10 protein-coding genes are annotated in these 12,165 nt (G+C 65.6%); 5 read left to right on the top strand and 5 right to left on the bottom strand.

The genetic code is table 11. From position 1 onward, the window contains the following. Positions 1–54 precede the first annotated feature (54 nt). Complete coding sequence (locus JHW40_RS07630) at positions 55–243, bottom strand: DUF3008 family protein (protein ID WP_090611784.1); 189 nt, start codon at positions 241–243, stop codon at positions 55–57. Between the two features lie 39 nt (positions 244–282). Further along, on the bottom strand, positions 283–747 hold the full coding sequence (locus JHW40_RS07625; protein WP_090611785.1) for a GatB/YqeY domain-containing protein: 465 nt from the start codon (positions 745–747) through the stop codon (positions 283–285). A gap of 150 nt (positions 748–897) precedes the next feature. Here JHW40_RS07625 and carA point away from each other — a divergent pair, with 150 nt between their 5' ends. Both carA and JHW40_RS07615 read left to right on the top strand, forming a co-directional pair. Next, positions 898–2,046 (top strand): glutamine-hydrolyzing carbamoyl-phosphate synthase small subunit, encoded by a 1,149-nt coding sequence (carA, locus tag JHW40_RS07620; RefSeq protein ID WP_090611788.1) that lies wholly within the window; start codon positions 898–900, stop codon positions 2,044–2,046. Between the two features lie 68 nt (positions 2,047–2,114). Then, a complete protein-coding gene (locus tag JHW40_RS07615; protein WP_090611790.1) occupies positions 2,115–4,253 on the top strand; it encodes a glycosyltransferase in 2,139 nt (712 codons plus the stop codon). On the opposite strand, the gene JHW40_RS07610 is transcribed toward JHW40_RS07615, so the two are convergent. After that, positions 4,219–7,023, bottom strand: a complete 2,805-nt coding sequence (locus tag JHW40_RS07610; RefSeq protein WP_090611792.1) for a [protein-PII] uridylyltransferase family protein — start codon at positions 7,021–7,023, stop codon at positions 4,219–4,221. The two genes, JHW40_RS07615 and JHW40_RS07610, sit on opposite strands and share 35 nt — an antisense overlap. A gap of 234 nt (positions 7,024–7,257) precedes the next feature. Between JHW40_RS07610 and JHW40_RS07605 the strand changes: the two genes are divergently transcribed. The 3 genes from JHW40_RS07605 (at position 7,258) to ilvN (ending at position 10,627) form a co-directional block, all read left to right on the top strand. Continuing rightward, a complete protein-coding gene (locus JHW40_RS07605) occupies positions 7,258–8,094 on the top strand; it encodes an arginyltransferase (protein ID WP_090611795.1) in 837 nt (278 codons plus the stop codon). Positions 8,095–8,244: 150 nt separating this feature from the next. Then, a complete protein-coding gene (locus tag JHW40_RS07600; protein ID WP_090611797.1) occupies positions 8,245–9,999 on the top strand; it encodes an acetolactate synthase 3 large subunit in 1,755 nt (584 codons plus the stop codon). Positions 10,000–10,066: 67 nt separating this feature from the next. Further along, the gene (gene ilvN, locus JHW40_RS07595; RefSeq protein ID WP_090611799.1) at positions 10,067–10,627 is read left to right on the top strand and encodes an acetolactate synthase small subunit; all 561 of its coding nucleotides are present in this window, start codon (positions 10,067–10,069) and stop codon (positions 10,625–10,627) included. Positions 10,628–10,691: 64 nt separating this feature from the next. On the opposite strand, the gene JHW40_RS07590 is transcribed toward ilvN, so the two are convergent. Further along, entirely contained in the window at positions 10,692–11,054 is a 363-nt protein-coding gene (locus tag JHW40_RS07590) for a hypothetical protein (protein ID WP_211657290.1), read from the bottom strand. A gap of 269 nt (positions 11,055–11,323) precedes the next feature. Continuing rightward, positions 11,324–12,040, bottom strand: a complete 717-nt coding sequence (locus JHW40_RS07585) for a M48 family metallopeptidase (RefSeq protein ID WP_244519173.1) — start codon at positions 12,038–12,040, stop codon at positions 11,324–11,326. Between the last annotated feature and the right edge of the window lie 125 nt (positions 12,041–12,165).

Raw genomic sequence — 12,165 nt, 5'->3', positions numbered from 1 at the left:
CCCCGAGGTATTTTTCAGGAGTGCGAAGGGGTGCCGGGCGCCCTATTGGCGGGGTCAGTCCGGGGTTTTGTGTTCGGGAAGTTGGTCGTGGTCGGTCGCGGCCAGTTCCTCGAGCTCTGATTCGGACATGCTGTCATACATGTCCTTTGATGCGCCCTTGAGGTCGCCGGCCTTCGTCTCGCCGCGCTTGGCGGAAAGGGCGGCACCTGCGGCGCGTTGCTGGGCCTTGGATTGTGCGGGCATGGGGTCACCTCCTGCGGGGATAACGCAGGAGGTGCGCGATCAGTTCAGCAGGCGGGTCTTGACCATCGGGCCGACGGCGCCGAAATCCATCTGTCCGGCATGGCGGTTGCGAAGCTCTGCCATCACCCGGCCCATGTCGCGGATGCTGTCGGCGCCCAGATCCGCGATCGCCTTGTCGATGGCGGCGGCGGTTTCTGCCGCGTCCAGTTGCCGGGGCAGGTATTCCTGGATGAGGGCGATCTCGGCCTGTTCCTTTTCCGCCAGTTCCAGCCGCCCGCCCTCTTCATAGGCTTTGGCCGATTCCTGGCGCTGCTTGACCATCTTCGACAGGATCGCGATCAGGTCGGCATCGCCAAGGCTGCCATCCTCGGCCCCCTCGGCGCGGGCGGCGATTTCGCGGTCCTTGATGGCGGCGGCGATCAGGCGCAAGGTGGACAGACGTTCCGTCTGGCGTGCCTTCATCGCCTCTTTGGTGGCGGCTTGCAGCCTTGCCTTCAGTTCCATGACGCGCTCCTTTCGGGATGTCGTTCCGGCCCGAACGGGTCAGGTCTCGCGATGTAAGCGGGGCACGGCATGGTTTCAAGCCGGGGCGGCGTCTTGACCTTGGACCGCGCGCCCCCTATTCACCGGCTGATTTTCAGACAGAGGTGCCACATGGCCATGAAACCGACCGCCTGCCTTGCGCTTGCCGACGGGACCGTCTTTTACGGCCAGGGCTTCGGAGCCACGGGCGACGTCGTGGCCGAGCTGGTGTTCAACACCGCGATGACCGGCTATCAGGAGATCATGACCGATCCGTCCTATGCCAGCCAGGTCGTCACCTTCACCTTCCCCCATATCGGCAACACCGGCGTCACGCCCGAGGATGACGAGGCCGCCGAGCCCGTCGCCAGCGGCATCGTCGTGCGCTGGGACCCGACCGAGCCGTCGAACTGGCGCGCGGCCGGTGATCTGGTGGGCTGGATGGAGCGGCGCGGGCGGATCGGAATCGGCGGCATCGACACCCGCCGCCTGACCCGCGCGATCCGGCAGCAGGGCGCGCCGCATGTCGTTCTGGCCCATGATCCCGAAGGGAATTTCGATATCGAGGCGATGATCGCCCGCGCCCGCGACTGGTCCGGGCTGGTGGGGCTGGATCTGGCCAAAGAGGTCAGCTGCGCCCAGAGCTATCATTGGGATCAGGGCGGCTGGGAATGGGGCAAGGGCTTTGGCACCTCGCCCGAGGGCAAGCCGTTCAAGGTCGTCGCGCTGGATTACGGCGCCAAGCGCAATATCCTGCGTTCTCTGGTGTCGCATGGCGCCGATGTGACCGTGCTGCCCGCCACCGCCACCGCCGAAGAGGTTCTGGCGCATCAGCCCGAAGGCGTGTTCCTGTCGAACGGCCCCGGCGATCCGGCGGCGACCGGCGAATATGCGGTGCCGATGATCCAGGAGTTGCTGAAGCGCGATCTGCCGATCTTTGGCATCTGTCTGGGCCATCAGATGCTGGCGCTGGCGCTGGGGGCGCAGACCGTCAAGATGAGCCACGGCCATCACGGCGCCAACCACCCGGTCCGCGATGTCGAAAGCGGTAAGGTCGAGATCACCTCGATGAACCACGGCTTTGCGGTTGATTCGCAGTCCCTGCCCGAAGGCGTGGTCGAAACCCATGTCAGCCTGTTCGACGGCAGCAATTGCGGCATCCGGGTCGAGGACCGGCCGATCTTTTCGGTGCAACATCACCCCGAAGCAACGCCCGGCCCGCAGGACAGCCTGTATCTGTTCCGCCGTTTCGTCGATTCCATGCGGGGGCGGCGCGTTTAAGTCATCCGGCTTAACCGCTTGTTAACCGCATCCATGCCAGCAAGGGGCGACTCGGAAGGGATCGCCCCATGGCACAGACAGCATATCGCAATCAGGACTCCGCGCCCGCGGCCGAACAGATCGACGCGCGCGCCGCACCCTCGCGGCTGATCGGGCCTGCGCTGGCGCCACGCAACCAGCGACCTCTGGGCCAGATATTGCTGGAAGACGGGGCGGTCGATCCGGCCAATCTGCTGAAGGCCTCGGTCATGCGGCAGCGGCAGAATGTGCGGCTGGGGCAGATCCTGCTGACCCATGGCTGGGTCACGCCCGCCGCCCTCAGCCGTGCGCTGTCGCGACAGTGGCGCACCACGGCGGTGGACCCTGCCGAGACGCCCGGCGACCCGCGCCTGATCGATGCGGCGGGGGCCGATTTCTGTCTGGCCGAGGCGATCCTGCCCTGGCGGCGGATCGGCGGCGTGACCTGGATCGCGACCGCCCGGCCGGAACGCTTTGCGGCGCTGCTGCCGCGTCTGCCGGCGGAATTCGGCACCATCCGCATGTTGCTGTGCAGCGAGGAGCAGGCGCAGCAGGCGGTTCTGGCCAGTCGCCGCACCGCCCTGATCCGCCGCGCCGAGAACCGCGTGTCACCGGTCGAGAGCTGCCGCACCCGTAACGAGGCGCGCAGCGGCCGCCTTGCCGCCCTGCTGATCGCGCTGACCGTGCTGGGGCTGTGGTTGGCACCGATCGCGGTGCTGTCGGCGCTGACCGCATGGGCAGTGCTGGCGCTGCTGTGTCAGTCGGCGCTGAAGCTGCTGGCCGCCATCGCCACCCGCCGCGCCCGTGCCGAGGATGCCCGCAGCCGTCAGGCCATCGCCGAGGGTCGGTTGCACGCGCCCGAAATGACCGCGCCCCTGCCGCTGATCTCGGTCATGGTGCCGCTGTTTCGCGAAAGCGATGTCGCGGGCAAGCTGGTCGCGCGACTGGCGCGGCTGACCTATCCGCGCGAACTGACTGATATCCTTCTGGTGGTCGAGGTCAGCGACGAGGTGACGCGCGAGGCGCTGCGCGATGCCCGCCTGCCCCATTGGCTGCGGGTGATCGAGGTGCCGGACGGACCGATCCAGACCAAGCCGCGGGCGCTGAACTATGCGCTGAATTTCTGCCGCGGAGAGATCGTCGGCATCTGGGACGCCGAGGACCGGCCCGATCCCGACCAGTTGCACAAGGTCGCCCGGCGCTTTCATTTCGCGCCCGACGACGTGGCCTGCCTGCAAGGGGCGCTGGATTACTACAATCCGCGCAGCAACTGGCTGGCGCGCTGCTTTACCATCGAATACGCGACATGGTTCCGGGTGCTGCTGCCCGGTGTGGCGCGGATGGGGCTGGTGGTGCCTCTTGGCGGCACGACGCTGTTCTTCCGCCGCGCCGCGCTGGAGGCCGTCGATGCCTGGGACGCCTGGAACGTCACCGAGGATGCCGATCTGGGCGTGCGGCTGGCCCGGCGCGGCTGGCGGACCGAGATTCTGGACACCACCACCGATGAAGAGGCGAATTGCCGCGTCCTGCCCTGGATCAAGCAACGTTCTCGCTGGCTCAAGGGCTATGCGATGACCTGGGGCGTGCATATGCGCAACCCGGTGGCACTGTGGCGCGATCTGGGACCGCTGCGTTTTCTGGCGTTTCAGGTCCAGTTCTTCGGCAGCCTGTCGCAATATCTGCTGGCCCCCCTGCTGTGGAGCTTCTGGCTGCTGGCCTTCGCCCTGCCCCATCCGCTGAGCGCGACCGCAGCGGCCCTGCCGGGCGCGCAGGCGGGGCTGACCCTGTTCGCGCTGTTCGTCAGCGCCGAGATCCTTGGCATCATCGTCGGCATGTGGGCGGTCAGCGGTGCCAAGCACCGGCATCTGCTGGCATGGGTGCCGACGATGCATCTGTACTTTCCGCTTGGCTGTGTGGCGGGCTGGAAGGCCATCTATGAGGTCGTGTTCAAGCCCTTCTATTGGGACAAGACCGCGCATGGCCTGTTCGATGTGGCCGAGGAAACCGCCAGCCCCGCGCCCGATATGGTATCCCTGCCGGTTCTTGGTCAGATCGGCGGGATCAGCCTGACCGAGCGCACAGAGGACATCGCCGACGGCGCATCGCCCGCCGATGCGGACAATCCCGCAAAGCCCCGGCTGCGGCTGGCCGAGGTCACGCTGCCCCAGCCTCGGGCGGCTCGGGCATGAGCGATTCGATCAGCGCGGCGGATTGCGCGATCCTTTGCTCAAGCCCGACACGCAAGGCGTCCAGATCCGCCATGCCGGTTTCCCGCAGCAGGAACTCCTGCCCGCCGCGCCCGATGGCGTCCAGATCCAGCCGCCCCTCGGTCAGCAGCCGCGCCGAGGCATGAAGCCGCCACAGCAGACGCTGAACCGAAGACAGCGTGTCGGCCTGCTGGGCGCTGAGCAACCCGCCCCGCCGCCCGGCCCGCAATTGCGTCAGGCTGCGGCGCGACGGTTCAGCCACCCTCAGCGCGCAGGATTGCGCCAGCAGGTCGATATCCTGCAACCGCCCCGGCCCGGCCTTGGCCTCGAACGGATTATCCGTGGCCCGGGCGGCAAACAGCCGTGCCCGCATCTGCGCCAGATCCGGCATCACGCGCCCGTCGCTGCCGCGTTGCTGCAAGACCTCCAGCCGCAGGGCCTCGACCTCATTGGCCAGTTCCAGCCCCTGATCGCCCGCACAGGCGACGACGCGGGCGCGGGTCAGCGCCAGATGCTCCCATGTCCATGCTTCGCTCATCTGATAGTCGCGAAAGCTCTGGATCGAGGTCGCCACCGGCCCCTGCCGCCCCGAGGGGCGCAGCCGCATATCGACCTCGTAAAGCCGCCCTTCCGCCGTGGGGGCCGAGACCGCCGTGATCATCGCCTGCGTCAGCCGCGCGTAATAGGGCCGCGCGGCCAGCGGCTTCGGCCCGTCGGAACTGTCGGCACCGGCGGCGTCATAGATCACGATCAGATCCAGATCCGACCGCGCGTTCAGCTGCCGCGCACCCAGCGAGCCCATGCCCACAACCACCGCGCCACGTCCCGGCGGCGCCCCGTGTTTGCGGGCGAATTCCGCGGTCGTGACGGGAAACAGCGCGGCAATGCTGGCCTCGGCCAGATCCGCATATTGCAGCGCGGCCTCGTCGGCGTCGATCAGGCCGCGCAGGTGATGCACACCGATGCGGAAATGCCATTCATGCGCCCATCGCCGCCCGGCATCCAGCGCCCGCTCGTAACCGCCGCCCGGCGCGTTCAGCGCAGCCTCCATCGCCTGCGTCACCTGTTCGCGCAGCCCCGCCACGCCGGGCCATGGCGCAAAGAAGCTGCCGCCCAGCACCGCATCCAGCACCGCCGAATGCCGCGCGAGATAGCCCGCCAGCGCCGGCGCCGTGCCGCAGATATCGACGATCAGCTCGATCAGCTGCGGATTGGCCTCGAACAACGCGAAAAGCTGCACCCCGGCGGGCAGGCCGGACAGAAAGGCGTCGAAACGCGCCAGCGCCTCGTCGGGATGACCGGCGCGGGCCATGCGGGCCAACAGTTCAGGCTCGACCCGGCGAAAGATCTGTTGCGCCCGGTTCGAGCGCAGCGCCGGATAGGACGGCCAGCGGTCGATGGTGGCGCGGGCCTCGTCCGACAGGTCGGGACGTTCGGCGACCTCTCCGGGGGCAAAGAAGGATTCGGTCAGTTCGTGGACACGTTCCAACCGCGTCGTCAGCCGGGCGCACCATGCGTCGGTGTCGGATTCCGCCATCATCGCGGCGATCTGGCGCAGGCCCTCGTGATCCCTGGGCAGGCAATGGGTCTGGGCGTCGTTGACCATCTGGATGCGGTGTTCGATGTCGCGATGTTCGCGGTAATGCGCGGTCAGTTCACGGGCCGCCTCGGGCGGGATCCACCCCTTGGCGGCCAGCGCCGCCAGACCGCCGACGGTATCGCGGCAGCGCAGATCGGGGTCGCGCCCGCCCGCGATCAATTGCCGGGTCTGGGTGAAGAACTCGATCTCGCGGATGCCGCCGCGTCCCAGCTTCATGTTGTGCCCGGCCAGTTCCAGCCGCCCGCCCAGACCTTTGTGTTCGCGGATCCGCAGCCGCATGTCGTGGGCGTCCTGAATGGCGGCGAAATCCAGATGCTTGCGCCAGATGAAGGGGCGCATTTCACGCAGGAAACGGTGCCCGGCCTCGATATCGCCCGCGCAGGGGCGGGCCTTGATATAGGCGGCGCGTTCCCATGTACGGCCCTCGGCCTCGTAATAGGACAGCGCGGCAGAGGCCGAGATGCAGACCGGCGTGACCGACGGATCGGGGCGCAGCCGCAGATCGGTGCGAAAGACATAGCCATGCGCGGTCACATCCGACAGGGTCGCCGCCATCTTGCGCGTGGCCCGGATCAGCGCCGCGCGGGCCACGTGCTGGTCGTCGGGGGCATAGGCTGCATCGTCGTAAAGCACGATCAGGTCGATATCCGAGCTGTAATTGAGCTCGCGCGCGCCGCCCTTGCCCATCGCCAGCGCGAAGATGCCGCCTGCATCGGCCTCGGTCGCGGGCAGCTTGCCGCGCCGGATCTCATGCGCCAGATGCGCCCGCAAGGCCAGATCCACCGCCCGGTCGGCCAGATCGGACAGCGCGCCGGTCACCTGCTCCAGCGGCCAGACGCCGCCCAGATCGGCCAGCCCGGCCAGCAGCGCCACCCGGCGCTTGGCCCGGCGCAGCGCCACGCCCAGATCGGTCGCATCCAGATCCTGAAACCCGGCGGTTTCGCGGGCCACCACATCGTCGTGATCCAGCGCGCCGGGCAGCCATTCGGCCTCTCGCTCCAGCAGGCCGGTCAGATAGGGGCTGGTTCCGGCCGCCCCCGCGATCAGGTCGCGCAGAGGCTGCGGCAAGGCGGGAAACCGATCCGTGACGGACCGGGCGCGGACCGCATCAAGCGGCAAGGGACAGCGGGTGATGCGGTCGGCAAAGCTCATGCCGGTCACAGTAGCCGATGCCGGTCACCCGTCAATTCCCCGCAAGTCGGCCTTTGGCGGCGGCTGCGTTAACTACGACTGAAATGGGAGGCGCGGCAGGTCTTTCCGCGCTTGGCCTGCCTGTGATTCGTTGCTAGGCTTTGCTCAATTCACCACAACGGCGATGCAGAACCGGAGCACCGACGCCCGCATGACGAGACCCATCCCGTCCGCCCTGCACAAGGCCCACGCCTGATGCGTCATACTGTGCCGCATGCTCCGCAGTTCTATGTGACTGCGCCACAGCCCTGCCCCTATCTGCATGGCCGGGCCGAGCGCAAGCTGTTCACGGCGTTGCAGGGCGAACACGCGGCCGAGCTGAACAACGCCCTGTCGCGGCAGGGCTTTCGCCGGTCGCAGAATGTATTGTACCGGCCCAGTTGCGAAAGCTGCGTGGCCTGCATGTCGGCACGGATCCGGGTAAAGGATTTCCAGCCCTCGCGCACGCAGCGGCGGCTGATGAAGCGCAACCCAGCGATCCGCAGGATGGCGACCAGCGCCTGGGCGACCGAGGAACAATATGAACTGTTCCGCCGCTATCTGGACCAGCGCCATTCCGATGGCGGCATGGCCGATATGGATATCTTCGAATTCGCCGCCATGATCGAGGAAACCCCGGTCAAGACGCGGGTGATCGAATATCGCTGCGATGCCGGTGACGACAGGGCCGGGAACAGAACGGATCGGCTGACCGCCGTCTGCCTGACCGATGTGCTGGATGACGGGCTGAGCCTTGTGTACAGCTTCTATGAGCCCGAGCTGACCTCGGCCAGCCTTGGCACCTATATCATCCTCGACCATGTCGAGATCGCCCGCGCCGCGCGTCTTCCCTATGTCTATCTGGGCTATTGGGTGCCGGGCAGCCGCAAGATGGATTACAAGGCGCGTTTCGCCGCGCTGGAAATCTATAAGGCCGGGGTCTGGCAGGATATCGGCAACCCAAAGGATCATTGCGACGAGGCACACCCCCTGTCGGTCGATCCGATCGTCGAACAGGTGGCGCGAATTTCATTGCCGCAATTCGACCGCTAGGCCATTTCGCGCAAGATTATTTCAATATTCGGCCGATCAGCGTCATTTTCTTGGAATCGCCCCATTGACGCCTCTTGCGCCCGCTCATAGTTTGCCCGACGCGGTGACCGGCATCGGCCCGCAATGGGTTTACCTGATGGAGTAGAGAACATGTCCCGAACGATGACGGGTGCGAGAATGGTGGTCGAAGCACTGAGGGATCAGGGCGTCGATACCGTATTCGGCTATCCGGGTGGGGCGGTACTACCCATTTATGACGAGATTTTCCAGCAAAACGACATCACCCATGTTCTGGTCCGCCATGAACAGGGCGCGGTGCATATGGCCGAAGGCTATGCCCGTTCGACCGGCAAGCCCGGCGTCGTTCTGGTCACCTCGGGGCCGGGCGCGACCAATGCGGTCACCGGGCTGACCGATGCGCTGTTGGATTCGATCCCGCTGGTGGTGCTGTCGGGGCAGGTTCCGACCTTCATGATCGGCACCGACGGGTTTCAGGAGGCCGACACCGTCGGCATCACCCGCCCCTGCACCAAGCATAACTGGCTGGTGAAGGATACCGCCAGGCTGGCCGAGACGATCCACAAGGCGTTCCATGTCGCCACCACCGGTCGTCCGGGGCCGGTTCTGGTCGATATTCCCAAGGATGTGCAATTCGCCTCGGACGAATATGTCGGGCCGAAACAGATGGAGACCCCGCGCTATCAACCCGTGCGCAAGGGCGATCTGGGCGCAATCACCCGGCTGGTCGAACTGATCGAGCGGGCCGAGCGTCCGGTGCTGTATACCGGCGGCGGCGTCATCAACTCTGGCCCCGGTGCCAGCCAGTTGCTGCGCGAACTGGCCGAGGCGACGGGAATCCCGGTGACCTCGACCCTGATGGGGCTGGGCGCCTATCCTGCCTCGGGTCAGAACTGGATCGGGATGCTGGGCATGCACGGCCTTTATGAGGCCAATCTGGCCATGCATGGCTGCGATCTGATGATCAATGTCGGCGCGCGTTTCGACGACCGCATTACCGGTCGCGTGGCCGATTTCAGCCCCGGCAGCGTCAAGGCGCATATCGATATCGACCCGTCCTCGATCAACAAGGTCATCCATGTCGATATCCCCATCGTCGGCGATGTGGGTCATGTGCTGGAGGACATGCTGAAGGTCTGGAAATCGCGTGGCCGCAAGATGAACCGCGAGGCGATCGGCAAATGGTGGGAACAGATCGAGGGCTGGAAGTCGAAAAACTGCCTGTTCTATCGCGGCAGCGACACCATCATCAAACCGCAACATGCGCTGGAACGGCTGGAGGCGCTGACCAAGGGGCGTGACCGCTATGTCACCACCGAGGTCGGCCAGCACCAGATGTGGGCCGCGCAATATCTGCATTTCGACGAGCCGAACCGCTGGATGACCTCGGGCGGGCTGGGGACGATGGGTTACGGCCTGCCGGCCAGCATCGGCGTGCAGATGGCCCATCCCGAGGCACTGGTGATCAACGTCGCGGGCGATGCAAGCTGGCTGATGAACATGCAGGAAATGGGCACCGCGGTTCAGTTCCGCCTGCCGGTCAAGCAATTCATCCTGAACAACGAACGTCTGGGCATGGTGCGGCAATGGCAGCAACTGCTGCATGGCGAGCGTTACAGCCAGAGCTGGTCGGACAGCCTGCCCGATTTTGTGAAGCTGGCCGAGGCCTTCGGCTGCAAGGGCGCGCAGGTGCGCGATCCGAAGGATCTGGACGCGGCGATTCAGGAAATGCTGGATTATGACGGGCCGTTCATTCTGGATGTGCTGGTCGAGAAGCATGAGAACTGTTTCCCGATGATCCCCTCGGGCAAGCCGCATAACGAGATGCTGCTGGGCGAGGCGGAAACGCAGGGTGTGATCCAGTCCGAAGGTGCGGTTCTGGTCTGACAGCCGGTCGCGGGGGCCCTGCCCCCGCACCCCCGGGATATTTTTGCACCAAAGACAGGGCAAAGCGATGAATGCGTTGAATATCAAGAAGGGCTCGTCGAGCCATTCGGCCTATGATCTGCGCGATCCGAACATCCAGCTTGAGGAAAGCCATACGCTGGCGGTTCTGGTCGAGAACGAACCGGGCGTGCTGGCCCGCGTGATCGGGCTGTTTTCCGGGCGCGGCTATAATATCGACAGCCTGACCGTGGCCGAGGTGGATCATACCGGGCACCGGTCACGAATCACCGTGGTGACCAGCGGGACGCCTGCGGTGATCGAGCAGATCAAGACCCAGCTGGGCCGGATCGTGCCGGTGCATGAGGTGCATGACCTGACGGTCGAAGGCGATTCGGTCGAGCGGGAACTGGGTCTGTTCAAGGTGCGCGGTCAGGGCGAAAAGCGGGTTGAAGCCTTGCGGATCGCCGAGATCTTCCGCGCCAATGTGGTCGATTCGACGCTGGAGAGCTTCGTTTTCGAACTGGTCGGCACGCCGTCCAAGCTGGACGCCTTTGCCGAACTGATGCGCCCTCTGGGTCTCAGCGATCTGGCCCGGACCGGCGTGGCGGCGCTGGCGCGCGGCGTCTGAACACGGCCGGTCAGGAAGGGGATCGGGCCCGGCCATATGGCGCGGGCCCGATCGAATTCTGCGATCAGCCGGCGGCGCAGATCCGAAGCGCGTGGCGCGCCGCGACATCATCGCCGTCATCCGCCACCCGGCCAGCATCGCGCGATGCCACCAGTTTCAGCCGGGGCTCTGCCTGCGTTCCCGCCTGCTGTTCCAGCATGCGCGGCAGGTCGGGACGGCTTTGTTCGGACAGGAGCGCGACCTTGCGGGCGTGGCGCAGGTTGCCGATCATCTCTGCCTCAAGCTCGACCAGATCGCCGGGCTGGGGCCAGTGCCGTGGATCGGCCATCTCTCCACGGCCCTGAAGATAGGCAAGCGCGGCCTGATCCTCGCACCAGATGACGGCCTTTTCCCGGCTCTCGCTGCTCCAAACAATCACGCCGATCATGGGCGATCTACTCCTTGTCGTCATGGCCGACCATCCGCCGTGGATATGTCAACACAACTTTTTGCTTTTGTGCATTGTTATCTGACTAAAGCAAAAAACCGCCTACTGGCCAGAAGTTTTTTCAGCATTTGTAAGCCATTTCCTGCGGTATCGGCCAAAAGGACCAGAAAACGATCAAATTTCGATGATCGGACCAGCTTCATTGCATAAATGCCACAGTCACCCACGATCAACCAATGCGGGAATACCATACCGTGAGGTTGATTTCCTCAGCGGACACGCCCGGAACGGACATCGGCGACGGCACGCTGGACATGGGTGATTCGCGCCGCAGCCGAGGGGTGGGTACCCAGGATGCGGTCGCCGGGATCGGGGATCCGTTCAAAGAAGCGCGCGCCGTTGACCGGATCATAGCCCGCATTCAGCGCGATGATCGCGCCCAGATAGTCCGCCTGAAGCTCCCAGTCCTTGGAGTAATAGCGCGACCCGACCGAGGCGCCGATGCGCCGGGCGGTGTCGATGGCGGCTTCGTTGCCGCCATACATCGAGGCGATGCTGCTGAGGATCACCGCCCCTGCCGTTGCCGCACCCGCCTTGTGGTCCAGATGGTTGAGGATGTGGTGGCTGGCCTCGTGCCCGACGACAAAGGCGATCTCGTCGGCATTGCGGGCGGCCGCGATCAGCGGCAGGGTAAAGCCGACCACCGGACGACCGGCGTTATCCACGGTCTGGAAGGCGTTGATCTCTTGCCCCGCCCGGTCATCGACGACGAACTGGAAATCGCAGCTGATCGGCTGGGTCCGGCGCTGCAGGCATTCCCGCTCGATCGCGGGTTCCATGCGCTGCATCACGCCGACGAAGTTGCGCGCGGCGGCCTCGGGCGTGTTGTTGGTGGTGAAGGTCGGCGCCGGGCCCGGCGTGGGCTGGGTCTGCGGGGGCGGCGCAGGCACCGTGCCGCAGGCCGTCAGCAAAGCGACCGCCGCCATTGCAACCATCTGGCGAAGACGCCGCACCCCTTGAATGCTGCCCGACACCCCTGCACCTCATTCCTGCGGACGCGGTTCATCCGCGCCTTCACCGCCATCTTAAAGCCCTCTCGGCACAGGCGCAA

Origin of the sequence: Paracoccus alcaliphilus, assembly GCF_028553725.1 — a bacterium.
GTDB lineage: Bacteria > Pseudomonadota > Alphaproteobacteria > Rhodobacterales > Rhodobacteraceae > Paracoccus > Paracoccus alcaliphilus.
Note: the sequence above shows the minus strand (reverse complement) of the source record. Positions and strands in the feature narration are given on the sequence as shown.

Bases quoted from the DNA above. Each gene is read 5' to 3' on its own strand.
- JHW40_RS07630 (WP_090611784.1), bottom strand. From the start codon at position 243: ATGCCCGCACAATCCAAGGCCCAGCAACGCGCCGCAGGTGCCGCCCTT.
- JHW40_RS07625 (WP_090611785.1), bottom strand. From the start codon at position 747: ATGGAACTGAAGGCAAGGCTGCAAGCCGCCACCAAAGAGGCGATGAAG.
- carA (WP_090611788.1), top strand. From the start codon at position 898: ATGGCCATGAAACCGACCGCCTGCCTTGCGCTTGCCGACGGGACCGTC.
- JHW40_RS07615 (WP_090611790.1), top strand. From the start codon at position 2,115: ATGGCACAGACAGCATATCGCAATCAGGACTCCGCGCCCGCGGCCGAA.
- JHW40_RS07610 (WP_090611792.1), bottom strand. From the start codon at position 7,023: ATGAGCTTTGCCGACCGCATCACCCGCTGTCCCTTGCCGCTTGATGCG.
- JHW40_RS07605 (WP_090611795.1), top strand. From the start codon at position 7,258: ATGCGTCATACTGTGCCGCATGCTCCGCAGTTCTATGTGACTGCGCCA.
- JHW40_RS07600 (WP_090611797.1), top strand. From the start codon at position 8,245: ATGTCCCGAACGATGACGGGTGCGAGAATGGTGGTCGAAGCACTGAGG.
- ilvN (WP_090611799.1), top strand. From the start codon at position 10,067: ATGAATGCGTTGAATATCAAGAAGGGCTCGTCGAGCCATTCGGCCTAT.
- JHW40_RS07590 (WP_211657290.1), bottom strand. From the start codon at position 11,054: ATGATCGGCGTGATTGTTTGGAGCAGCGAGAGCCGGGAAAAGGCCGTC.
- JHW40_RS07585 (WP_244519173.1), bottom strand. From the start codon at position 12,040: ATGGCGGCGGTCGCTTTGCTGACGGCCTGCGGCACGGTGCCTGCGCCG.